Origin of the sequence: Streptomyces sp. NPDC059455 (genome assembly GCF_042750115.1) — a bacterium.
Lineage (GTDB): Bacteria > Actinomycetota > Actinomycetes > Streptomycetales > Streptomycetaceae > Streptomyces > Streptomyces endocoffeicus.
Map to the genome: position 1 here is coordinate 1 of NZ_JBHYVB010000297.1, position 10,773 is coordinate 10,773.

The 10,773-nt window shown below is 71.5% G+C and carries 9 protein-coding genes and 1 pseudogene; 3 read left to right on the forward strand and 7 right to left on the reverse strand.

Features of this window, described 5'->3' with window-relative positions:
• The 7 genes and pseudogenes from ACFXB5_RS49695 to fae form a co-directional block, all read right to left on the reverse strand.
• The coding region (locus ACFXB5_RS49695; RefSeq protein ID WP_385221685.1) for a sigma factor at positions 1–489 on the reverse strand (489 nt) is incomplete at its 3' end.
• A pseudogene (locus ACFXB5_RS49700) lies at positions 486–1,002 on the reverse strand (carboxymuconolactone decarboxylase family protein); the annotation flags it as partial. The gene ACFXB5_RS49695 and the pseudogene ACFXB5_RS49700, both read right to left, overlap by 4 nt.
• 96 nt (positions 1,003–1,098) lie before the next feature.
• The gene (locus ACFXB5_RS49705; protein ID WP_385221688.1) at positions 1,099–2,268 is read right to left on the reverse strand and encodes an iron-containing alcohol dehydrogenase family protein; all 1,170 of its coding nucleotides are present in this window, start codon (positions 2,266–2,268) and stop codon (positions 1,099–1,101) included.
• A 46-nt stretch (positions 2,269–2,314) separates the two neighbouring features.
• Positions 2,315–3,250, reverse strand: a complete 936-nt coding sequence (locus tag ACFXB5_RS49710) for an NAD(P)-dependent oxidoreductase (protein WP_385221691.1) — start codon at positions 3,248–3,250, stop codon at positions 2,315–2,317.
• A 76-nt stretch (positions 3,251–3,326) separates the two neighbouring features.
• Positions 3,327–4,847 (reverse strand): aldehyde dehydrogenase, encoded by a 1,521-nt coding sequence (locus ACFXB5_RS49715; RefSeq protein WP_385221694.1) that lies wholly within the window; start codon positions 4,845–4,847, stop codon positions 3,327–3,329.
• Positions 4,844–5,956, reverse strand: a complete 1,113-nt coding sequence (locus tag ACFXB5_RS49720; protein ID WP_385221696.1) for a mandelate racemase/muconate lactonizing enzyme family protein — start codon at positions 5,954–5,956, stop codon at positions 4,844–4,846. The genes ACFXB5_RS49715 and ACFXB5_RS49720 overlap by 4 nt, the downstream gene beginning before the upstream one ends.
• Entirely contained in the window at positions 5,953–6,492 is a 540-nt protein-coding gene (fae, locus tag ACFXB5_RS49725; RefSeq protein WP_385221698.1) for a formaldehyde-activating enzyme, read from the reverse strand. The genes ACFXB5_RS49720 and fae overlap by 4 nt, the downstream gene beginning before the upstream one ends.
• A gap of 201 nt (positions 6,493–6,693) precedes the next feature.
• Here fae and ACFXB5_RS49730 point away from each other — a divergent pair, with 201 nt between their 5' ends.
• From ACFXB5_RS49730 to ACFXB5_RS49740, 3 genes are all read left to right on the forward strand, one after another.
• Positions 6,694–7,575 carry an IclR family transcriptional regulator gene (locus ACFXB5_RS49730; RefSeq protein ID WP_385221701.1) on the forward strand — a complete coding sequence of 294 codons (882 nt, stop codon included), beginning with the start codon at positions 6,694–6,696 and terminating at the stop codon, positions 7,573–7,575.
• Positions 7,576–7,748: 173 nt separating this feature from the next.
• Complete coding sequence (locus tag ACFXB5_RS49735; RefSeq protein WP_385221704.1) at positions 7,749–9,227, forward strand: NAD-dependent succinate-semialdehyde dehydrogenase; 1,479 nt, start codon at positions 7,749–7,751, stop codon at positions 9,225–9,227.
• Positions 9,228–9,260: 33 nt separating this feature from the next.
• The gene (locus ACFXB5_RS49740; protein WP_385221706.1) at positions 9,261–10,625 is read left to right on the forward strand and encodes an MFS transporter; all 1,365 of its coding nucleotides are present in this window, start codon (positions 9,261–9,263) and stop codon (positions 10,623–10,625) included.
• Positions 10,626–10,773 lie beyond the last annotated feature (148 nt).

Here is a 10,773-nt window from a genome sequence, read left to right on the forward strand (position 1 = left end):
CCCCGTGTTCCCCACTCGGTGCCCCCCGGGGGCGGTCTGGCGTTCTCTGGCTCCCGGTCCCGCGGGGGCGCCGTTGAGCCATACGGGCGTCGTCTCCAACGCGGCCACCACCTGGTTCGCGCGCGCGAGCACCTTCGCCACTTCTTCGGCCCCGTGGATCGGGACCAGGGCGGCGGCCACCACCCCGCCTCCGTCGGTGATCATGACCACGTCCGGCGCCATGACCTCCAACAGCTCCCGCAACCGCCCGGTCCGCAACGCGACCAGGAACCGCTCCACCACGGCCTGCTGCTCCGACCGGCTCACCCGCATCCGCGGCGATCGACACGCTCTCCGCGAGTTCGACATCCTCGGCGACATCGGGTCGACGTCGGCCCACCGCAGCCAGGACTCCTGGACCACGTCCTCCGCGTCGGCGGCCGACCCGAGCATCTCGTAGGCGACCGTGAACAGCAGGCCGCGATGGGCGACGAAGGGGGCCTGGGTCATGCCGTGGACGCTACGCCGGACGGCGCGGGACGCGCGGCCAGGGGAATCTCGCAGGCGTCGGAGTAGCCCTGCGAGGTGATGCCGAGCGCCGTGTTGGACCGGCTCGCGAAGTTGGCGAAGGCGATGAACACGGTGAGTTCGACCAGCGCCGCCGGGCCGAGCCGGTCGAGCAGGCGGGCGGACAGCTCGTCGGTGACGGTCGGCGGTGTGTTGGTCATGGCCTCGGCGTAGGCGAGGACGTCCCGCTCCAGCGGTGTGAACACCTCCGACTCCCGCCAGCGCGGCACCTGGGCGGCCTTGGTCGGGTCCAGATTCTGGTATCAGCGCGAGGAAGTAGTTGACGTCGAGGCACCAGCTGCAGCCGGTCTGGGCCGCGACGGCCATGTGCGCGAACGTCTTGAGACTCGTGTCGGCGGCATCCCAGGTGTGCAGTCCGGCCGAGAACTCCTGGTTGGTCTCGGCCACCTTGGGGTTGTTCCACAGCACCTCGACGGGCTCGGGCACGGCGCCGAGCGGGATGTGACAGCCATTGCCACGGCGCCTGGATCGTCGGGGTCACGATCCAGGCGCCGGGATCAACCTGGGGTGCTGATCAGTACGTGGTGGCGATCAGTATGTGGTGGTGAGGATGTTCAGGACCTGCGTCTGATCGGGCGACAGCGGATTGTTCTTCGTCACCGGGTCCGCCACCGCCCCGGCGGCGATGGAGGGCAGCATGGCGCGGTCGGCGCCGAGCGTCCTCAGGGGGCGTTTCACCTCGACGGTGCCCGCGATCTCGCGTACTCCGTCGATGGCTGCCCGCGCCCAGTCCCCGTCGGCGGGAGGCGCGAGGCGCATGGCCCGCGCCACCTGTTCATAGGCGCCCTGTGCGGCGGGAGCGTTGAACTCCATCACCTCCTCGAGGACGGCGGCGAGGGCGACGCCGTGTGGCGTGCCGGTGTGCGCGGTCAGCACATGGCCGATGCCGTGGACGAGCCCGAGCCCGGAGAGGGTGAGTGCCTGGCCCGCGAGATGGGCACCCAGCATCAGCTCGGCGCGGGCGTCGAGGTCCGAGCCGTTCCGGTACGCGGCGGGCAGGGCGCGGCTGACCATGGCCACGGCCTGCGTGGCATAGGCGGTGGAGATCGGGTTCGCGCCGCGCGAGGCGAGCGACTCGATGCCGTGCACGAGGGCGTCGATGCCGGTGGCGGCGGTGGCGGGCGCGGGCAGGCCCAGGGTGAGCTCGGGGTCGAGCAGCGCGACGCACGGCTTCACCGACGGGTGGCCGATGTACACCTTGTGGCAGGCGGCGGTGTCCTCGATGACCCCGAAGCCGTTGGTCTCGGCGCCGGTGCCGGAGGTGGTGGGGATCGCGACGAGCGGTAGCCCGTCGCCCGCCTCCCAGAGGTCGTCGGCGTCGGCGGCCGTGGCGCCCGGGTTGCCGACCAGCAGGGCGATGCCCTTCGCCGCGTCGAGTACGGAGCCCCCGCCGAGGGCGACGACCGCGGCGGTGCCGAACGTACGGGCCCGTGCGGCACCGGCGTCGACGTTGGCGGTGGACGGATTGGGCGCCACTTCGTCGTAGACGGCGTACTCCAGCCCGGCGGCCTCGAGGGCCTTGAGGGCCGGCTCGAGGACACCCGCGGCGCGCAGACCGCGGTCGGTGACGACGAAGGCGCGATCGTGGCCGGTCGCCGCGATCAGGGCGGGGAGCCGGCCGATGCGGCCGGGGCCGAACTCGATACGGCAGGTGGGGTCGATGCTCAGCGGTGTGGGACCGCCGGGCCCGGAAGGGGTCATGGGTGCGGCTCCTGACGTCGTGGGGCGGGGTGGCGTTCGCTCGTGCTCAGACCGCGACGGTCGCGCCCACCGGTGCGGTGGCCTGGATGGCCAGCCGGAACTCCTGCCCGGCGAGGGCCTCGTAGAGGCGCACGGGGCTCATCTCGCCCGCGAGGTCGCCGTGCTCGGTCCTGGAGCGGCGGAAGATCTGCTCGACCACCGCCGACAGTTCGGTGGGCACGCCCAGGTCGCGGCCGAGGTCGATGGCGAGGCCGAGGTCCTTGCAGGCGAGGACCATGGCGAAGGAGTCGTCGTAGTCGCCGTCGGTGAGGACGCGGATGAAGTCGTGCTCCAGGAAGTAGGACGAGGCGGAGCTCTTGAGCAGGGAATCACGCAGCAGGCCGAGGTCGACGCCCGCCTTGGCGCCCATCGCGAACACCTCCGAGGTGGCCACGAGCTTGCTGAACCACAGCAGGTTGAGCAGCAGCTTGACCGTGTAACCGGCGCCGAGCGGGCCGACGTGCAGGATGCGCTTCGGGTCGCCCATCGCCTCCAGCGCGGGCAGCGCGGCCCGGAAGTCGTCCTCGGCGCCGCCGACGAAGATCTGCAGGGTGCCGGAGTCGGCGCCGTGCGACATCCCGCAGACGGGCGCGTCGAGCCGGCGCACCTGCTGGGCGTCCAGCACCTCGGCGGCGATCCGCTCGGCGGCCGCCGGGGTCGAGGTCGACATGTCGACCCACAGGGTCCCCGGCGTCAGGGCCGCGGCGGCGCCACCGCGCAGCAGGACGTCCTCGACGACACGCGGCGTCGGCAGGCTGGTGATCAGGAGCTCCACGCCGTCCGCGCACGCGGCGGGCGTGTCGGCCCATCCGGCGCCGAGCGCGAGATGCTCCGCGGCGGCCTCGGGGCGGATGTCGTGCACGGTGACCTGGTGACCCGCCTGGATCAGGTGGCGGGCCATATGGCGACCCATGTTGCCCAGGCCGATGAAACCGATCCTCATCGTTGTCCTCGCTGTGGTGAGAAGAGAAAGTAAGGGGAGAGGGGCGTTGTGGAGGTGGCCGTGAACCGTGACCGGCTCAGGCCAGGTTGACCCAGGTGGTCTTCAGAGCGGTGTACGCGTCCAGCGCGTGCAGGGACTTGTCACGGCCCGCACCGGTGGCCTTGAAGCCGCCGAACGGGGTGATGACATCGCTGGCGTCGAAGGTGTTGATCCAGACCGTTCCGGCCCGGAGCCGCTTGGCGGCGCGGTGGGCGACGGCCACGTCACGGGTCCAGACGGAGGCGACGAGCCCGTAGTCGCTCTCGTTGGCCAGTCGGATCCCCTCGTCGGCGTCGCCGTCGTAGGAGACGACGGCCAGGACCGGGCCGAAGATTTCCCGCTGGGCGACGGCGGAGGTGTTCACCACCCCGTCCAGGACGGTCGGTTCGACATAGCTGCCGCCCGACTCGGTGAGGGTGCGGCCACCGCCGAACACCACGGCCGCCCCGTCCGCCACACCACGCTCGATATGGCTGAGGACCGAGGCCAGCTGGTTCTCGTCGACCAGGGGGCCCATGACGGTGGCCGGGTCGAGCGGGTCGCCCATCCGGAAGGTGTCGTCGGTGATCCGGCGCACCGCGTCCAGGAGCCGGTCCTTGACGGAGGCGTGGACCACGACGCGGGAACCGGCGTTGCAGGTCTGCCCGGCGTTGTAGAAGATGCCCCATGCCACGGCCGACGCGGCGGCCTCGATGTCGGCGTCCGCCAGCACGAGCTGGGGCGACTTGCCACCCGCCTCGACGGCCACCTGCTTGCCGTTGGACTCGCCCGCGTACACCTGGAAGAGCCGGGCCACCTCCACCGAGCCCGTGAAGGCGATCTTGTCGACCTCGGGGTGGCGGCCCAGCGCCTGCCCGGCGACCTCGCCGCGCCCGGGGACGACGTTGAACACCCCGTCCGGCAGACCCGCCTCGGTGGCGAGGGCGGCCAGGCGCAGGGCGGCCAGGGACGTCTGCTCGGCGGGCTTGAGTACGACGCTGTTGCCGGTGGCCAGGGCCGGGCCCAGCTTCCAACTGGCGATGAGCAGCGCGTAGTTCCACGGGATGACCGCGCCGACGACACCCAGGGGCTCCCGGGTGATCAGGGCGAGCGCGTCCCTGGGCGTCGGCGCCACCTCGTCGTAGGTCTTGTCGATGGCCTCGGCGTACCAGGCGATGGTCTCGGCGGCCTTGTCCACATCGATCCGCACGGACTCGGTGATGGGCTTGCCCATCTCCAGGGTGTCGAGGAGGGCGAACTCCTCCGCGTTCTCCCGGATCAGGTCGGCCCAGCGCAGCAGGACGCGCTTGCGCTCCTTGGGCGGGAGGTCACGCCAGCGTCCGTCCTCGAAGGCGTCGCGCGCACCGCGTACGGCACGGTCCACGTCCTCGGCGCCGGCCGCCTGCACCTTGGCGAGCACCGCGCCATCGCGCGGCGAGATGCTGATGAAGGTGTCGCCGGAGAGGGCGTCGGTGAAGTGGCCGTCGATGAACGGCCTTGTCTCGAAGGTCAGTTGGTCGGCCGCAGCCAGCCACTGGTCGTGCGTACGGGAGAGCAGGGCGTCGATGCCGTGCGTCATGTGATCCTCCACCGGTCGATCGCGTCTTCGTCCAGCTCGATGCCGAGGCCCGGCCTCGCGGGCACCTCGAGGTCGCCGTCGCCGCCCACCCGCACCGGGTCGGCGAGCATGAAGTCCCGGCGCTCCGGGGTCCACCCGGGCGGGTCGTAGGGAAACTCGAAGAACGGGCCGCCGCCGACCCCCGCCGCCACGTGCAGATTGGCCAGCACACCGATGCCGTTGGTCCAGCTGTGCGGGGTGAAGTGGCGGTGCTTGAGCCGCGCCACTTCCGCCAGGGTGCGGGCGCGGTGCATGCCGATCGCGAGCACCACGTCCATCTGATAGATGTCGAGGGCGTCCTCCTCGAGGTAGCGCAGCAGCTCGGTGGGGGAATGGTGCATCTCGCCCGCGGCGATCCGCACCCCGGGGTTCTCCGCCCGCAGGCGCTTGAAGCCCGCCACGTCGCAGTAGGGCAGCGGCTCCTCGACCCAGAACACATCGAGTTCGGCCAGCCGCGCGATGATCTTGCGGGTCCGGGCGAGATCGGTGGCGCCCGCGGTGTCGCCCGCCATGCGCCACGACTGGTTCAGATCCACCATGATCTCGAAGTCCGCGCCCAGCTCCTCGCGCACCGCGCGGACCGCGGCGATCCCCTCGTCCACCCGGTCGCGGTCGATGCGGATCTTCATCGCGCGGAAGCCCGCCGCGCGGACCTTCAGCGCGGTGGCCACGCGCTCCTCGGGCGATTTGAGCTCACCGCAGGAGGCGTAGGCGGGGAGCTTCTTGGCCGCGTTGCCGAACAGCTCCGCCACCGGGCGGCCGTGGACCTTGCCGATGATGTCCCACAGCGCCGCCTCCAGCGGCCAGTAGTGGGCGCCGTGGAAGTTCGCGGTCTCGATGGCTTTGACATGCCGGGTGATGTCGAGCGGGTCCTCGCCGACGAACAGGTGCTTGTAGGTGTCGAAGCCGTCCATGAGATCCCCGGAGCCGATGCCGGTGATCCCCTCGTCGGTGTGGACGCGGACGATCGTCGCGTCGAAGTGGCGCCGCGGCTCGGGGTCCCAGGCGGCCCGGAACGGCGGGTCCAGCTCCAGCCGCAGCCGGTCCAGGGTGATGTCCGTGATCTTCATCGGATGAGCGCCTCGGAGGTGGGGGCGTAGAACGGGTTGGCCGGGCCTTCCTCGGCGGTCGCGAGGACATCGGCCACGGTCGGGGTGGCGTTCACCGCGGCCCGCACCGCCTCGTACGCGGCGGAGCGCTGGTTGCGGAAGGACACATCCAGGTCGTCGACCGCCGGGTTCACCCAGACCGCGGCGATGATCAGCAGATCGTCGGCCTCCTCGGCGGGCAGCAGACCGTCCCGGACCGCGTCCGTGACGCCCTGCGCCAGACCGGCCTGGGCGGAGCCCCACGTGGCGCGCTGGTGCAGCTCACCATCGGCGGCGGCCTTCGTGACGAACAGCGTCAGCGGCTTCACCGGGACCGAGGGCCGCACGATCGTCAGAAACGGGACGTGTCCGGCGCTGGGCGTGGCCAGCGCCGTGGCCCAGGCCGTCTCGACGGGTCCGCCCTTGCGTCCGATCACGACGTTCGTGTGCGCGGCGTTGGCACCCTCCCCGGCGAAGGACTCGCCGATCAGGGCGGTCGGGGCAAAAGGCGATGGCATGGGATCTCCTGGATCTCCGGGAGCGGGGAATCGGCGGACCGACGGGATGAACCTCGCATTCACCGCAGTTCATCCGGTCCGATGCGGCGAATCTAGAACCGCCGCCACCCCCTCGCAAGGCACCCGCTGGAATCGAAATGCCGGTTGCTCTCCCGACAACCCGGCGGCTGACCTGGGGGTTCCCAGGGGCGCGCGCTTAGGATGGCGCGCGTGACAAACCTCCCCCCTCGCGGCACCGACGGCCCCGAGGACCCCGCCGACGCGCATGGCGCGGGCCCCCGGGCCGACTCCTCCGGCCCCGGAGACACCATCGCCCAGCGCGGCCACGGGCTGCGCCGTGACATCGACCTGCTGGAGGCGCTCGCCTCCGACGAGGCCCAGAACGCCGGCGGGCTCGGCGTCGTACGCCTGGCACAGCTGGTGGGCCGGGAGAAGACCCAGGTCTCGCGGGCCCTCAAGGCCCTGGCCGCCGCGGGGATCGTGGAGCGGGACCCCGACACCCTGGAGTACCGGCTGGGCTGGCGGCTCTTCTCACTGGTCGCGCGGACCTCGCAGAACCGGCTGGTGCGCATGGCCGAGCCGGTGATGCACGCGCTGTCGGCGGACGTGGAGGAGACCAGCCATCTGTGTGTCCTGAGCGACCGCGAGGTGCTCACCCTGCTCTCGGTCTCCGGACACTCCTTCCGCGTCCACGGCTGGGAGGGGCGCGGAGTGCCCGCGTGGCAGACCTCGGCCGGGCGTGTGCTGCTGGCCGATGCCACGCCCGACGAGCTGTACGTCCGCTTCGGCACCACCTCCACCCCGCCGATTCCCGAGCTGTGGGCGCTGATCCAGAAGGCGTCGCGCCAGGGGTACGCGAGGGTGAGCGAGGAATTCGAGGCCGGTCTGGTCGGAGTCTCCGCGCCGGTGCGCGACTTCCGGGGACGGGTCGTGGCGGCGATCAACATCTCGGCGCCCAAGTCCCGGCTCGGCGACCGCCTGGACGAGGCGGGCCGCACCACCGCCAAGGCGGCGGCACGCGTCTCCGCGCTGCTGGGCTGGGAGCCGCGGAACACCCCGTTCCCCCGGGCACGGCTCACCTGAGGACGTCCCGGCCGGGTGGCCCACGCCCGTCCCCTCCCTGTCGTATGCGGTGAGTTGCCCTGACAGCAACCACCATTGCGATCCGAGAAGCGGCCTTGTCGGCCGTATGACGCGCTCGTAAATTCACCGCGAACCGGACCAGCCCTCGTTCGGAACGGAGAAAAGAGCAGCTCATGAACCTCCCCGGCATAGAAACCCTCGTCAAGGCGCCGTTCGCCGAAGGCGATGTGTTCATCGCCGGCCGCTGGTGTGCGGCCGAGGACGGACGGACGTTTCCCGTGCACGACCCGGCCACCGCGGAGCTGATCCGCGAGGTGTCCGCGGCGGGTCCGGGCGACGCCGTGGCGGCGGTCGACGCGGCCCAAGAGGCCGCCGCCGGATGGCGGGCGACGCCGCCGCGCCGTCGCTCGGAGGTGCTGCACACCGCCTTCGCGCTGATGCGTGAGCACACCGACACCCTCGCCCGCCTGATCGTCCTGGAAAACGGCAAGGCGTACCGGGACGCGGTGGCCGAGGTCGGTTACGCGGCGGAGTTCTTCCGCTGGTTCGCCGAGGAGGCGGTGCGGATCGGCTCCTCGTTCGGCGACGCGCCCGGTGGCGGCTTCCGCCATGTCGTACGCAGGCATCCGGTGGGCGTCACCGCCTTCGTCACCCCCTGGAACTTCCCGGCCGCGATGGCCACCCGGAAGATCGCCCCGGCGCTCGCCGCCGGCTGCCCGGTGCTCCTCAAACCGGCCCCGGACACCCCGCTCACCGCCCTCGCGATCGCCGCCCTGATGAGCGAGGCGGGCCTGCCCGACGGGCTGCTGAACGTGCTGCCCACCGACCGCGCACCCGAGGTGGTCTCCGGCTGGCTCCGCGACGAGCGGGTCCGCAAGTTCTCCTTCACCGGCTCCACCGCGACCGGCCGGAAACTCCTGGAGCAGGCGGCGGCGAACGTCGTCAACGTGACCATGGAACTGGGCGGCAACGCCCCCTTCATCGTCTGCGAGGACGCCGACGTGGACGCCGCGGTGCGCGGTGCGATGGACGCCAAGATGCGGGGCGGTGGCGAGGTCTGCATCGCCGCCAACCGGTTCTACGTCCATCAGTCGGTCGCCGCCGAGTTCACCGAGAAGTTCGCGGCGGCCATGACCGCGGTACGCGCCGGAGCGGGTCTGGAGGAGGGCGTCACCCTCGGCCCGATGATCAACCGGACCGCCGTGGAGTCCATCCGCTCCCTGGTCGACGACGCGGTCGGGCGTGGCGCGAAGGTCGCCGCGCGGGGCAGCGTGCCCGAGGGCCCCGGCCGCTACCACCCGGCGACCGTCCTGGTGGACGTCCCCGAGAACGCCCGGATCATGAACGAGGAGGTCTTCGGGCCGGTCGCGCCCCTGGCCGCCTTCACCGACGAGGACGAACTGGTGGCCCGCGCCAACGCGACGGTGCACGGACTCGCCTCGTACATCTACTCGCGCGACGTGGCCAGGGCCCTGCGCATCGCCGAACGCCTGGAGAGCGGCATGGTCGGCCTCAACCGTGGCCTGCTCTCCGACCCGGCGGCGCCCTTCGGCGGCGTCAAGCAGTCGGGCCTGGGCCGGGAGGGTGGCCGCGAGGGCATCGAGGCGTTCCTGGAAACGCAGTACATCGCCCTCGACTGGCCGACCGGCTGACGCCCTCCCCCCTCACTAGGTAAGGACCCGCGCATGGCAACGACGCCTGTGACCGAGCACAACGAGCCCAGCACACCGCCGGGCGCACCCGCCACCGAACGCGAACGGAAGCGGCTGCACACCAAGCTGAAGCTGGCCACCCAGATCGGCCAGGGAATCGACGGCTACATCATCGGTGGCATCGGCCTCGCGATGGGGGCGATCACCGACGACCTCCATCTGACCTCCGTGGAACAGGGGCTGGTCGGTGCCGCACCGCTGATCGGCATCTTCGTCGGAGGGCCGGTCTTCGGCCGGCTGGCCGACCGGTTCGGACGGCGGCCGGTGTTCCTCATCGACATGTTGATCTTCCTGGTCGGCTCGGTGCTCCAGTTCTTCGTCGTGGACGGCACACAGCTCTTCCTCATCCGGCTGGTGATGGGTGTGGCGATCGGCGGCGAGTACGCGATCGGCGCGCCGCTGCTGTCGGAGTACGCGGGCCGACGTGGCCGCGGGCGGCTGCTGGCGAGCCTGGAGATCAGCTGGTACCTGGGGTATGCGCTGGCCACGGTCGTGGGGGCGCTGTTCGCCTCCGTCGACGGCGGCTGGCGCTGGTCCCTGGCGAGCAGCGCGCTGATCGCGCTGGTGTGTGTGGCCCTGCGCGGTGGCATCCCGGAGTCCGCGCGCTGGCTGCTGAGCCAGGGGCGCCGGGACGAGGCGGAGGCGCTGATCGACAAGTACGGCATCGAGGTGGATGTCGCCGCGGAACTCGACGAGCGCGACGAAGTGCGGCAGGACGGGTTCCGTGCGCTCTTCAGCCGGCGGCATCTCCGCTCCACGGTGTTCGCCAGCGTCTTCTGGGCCGCCCTCGTGCTGCCGTACTTCGCCATCGGCACCTTCTGGACGGACGTCTTCGAGGCACTGCACATGGGGGACAACGCGGTGGCGGCGCTGCTCGTCTACTCCTTCACCGCCGTGGCCGGTGTCACCGCGGGGTGCCTGGTCGTGGAGCGGATCGGCCGCCGCAGGCTGCTGATCCCGCCGTTCTGGATCACGGCCGGGTGTCTGGCCCTGGTGGCGGTGTGGCCGTCCTCCACCCCCGTCATCGTCGTCGGCTTCCTGTTCTTCATCTTCCTCAACGCCGCCTCCTCCGCGCTGACCGCGGTCTATCCGCTGGAGGTGTTCCCCACATCCCTGCGCACCACGGGCGTCGGCTTCGCCACGGCCATGAGCCGGGTGGGTGCCGCGATCGGTACGTTCCTGCTGCCGATGGGGCTCGACCACTTCGGAGCGGAGTTCGTGCTCCTGGTCGGCGCCGGAGTGCTGGTGGTCGGCGCCGTCGTGTCACAGTTCCTGGCGCCGGAGACCACCGACCTGGACCTGGCCCGCGCGGCGCGCACGGCCCGCGAAGGGGCGTAGCGGCACAACGCCGGGCCCCCCCCGGGGGCGGGTCCCCCCCGCCCCCCTCCCCACCCCCCCGAGTGGTCCGGATACTCCGACATGGTCGGGGTCACCCGCGACACGGTGGGCCTGCTGTACGAGGGCGGTGCGGTGGACGCCCGTGACG

Excerpts from the sequence above, each read along its gene's own strand:
- ACFXB5_RS49710 (WP_385221691.1), bottom strand. The coding sequence starts at position 3,250 with ATGAGGATCGGTTTCATCGGCCTGGGCAACATGGGTCGCCATATGGCC.
- ACFXB5_RS49705 (WP_385221688.1), bottom strand. The coding sequence starts at position 2,268 with ATGACCCCTTCCGGGCCCGGCGGTCCCACACCGCTGAGCATCGACCCC.
- ACFXB5_RS49735 (WP_385221704.1), top strand. The coding sequence starts at position 7,749 with ATGAACCTCCCCGGCATAGAAACCCTCGTCAAGGCGCCGTTCGCCGAA.
- fae (WP_385221698.1), bottom strand. The coding sequence starts at position 6,492 with ATGCCATCGCCTTTTGCCCCGACCGCCCTGATCGGCGAGTCCTTCGCC.
- ACFXB5_RS49720 (WP_385221696.1), bottom strand. The coding sequence starts at position 5,956 with ATGAAGATCACGGACATCACCCTGGACCGGCTGCGGCTGGAGCTGGAC.
- ACFXB5_RS49715 (WP_385221694.1), bottom strand. The coding sequence starts at position 4,847 with ATGACGCACGGCATCGACGCCCTGCTCTCCCGTACGCACGACCAGTGG.
- ACFXB5_RS49730 (WP_385221701.1), top strand. The coding sequence starts at position 6,694 with ATGGCGCGCGTGACAAACCTCCCCCCTCGCGGCACCGACGGCCCCGAG.
- ACFXB5_RS49740 (WP_385221706.1), top strand. The coding sequence starts at position 9,261 with ATGGCAACGACGCCTGTGACCGAGCACAACGAGCCCAGCACACCGCCG.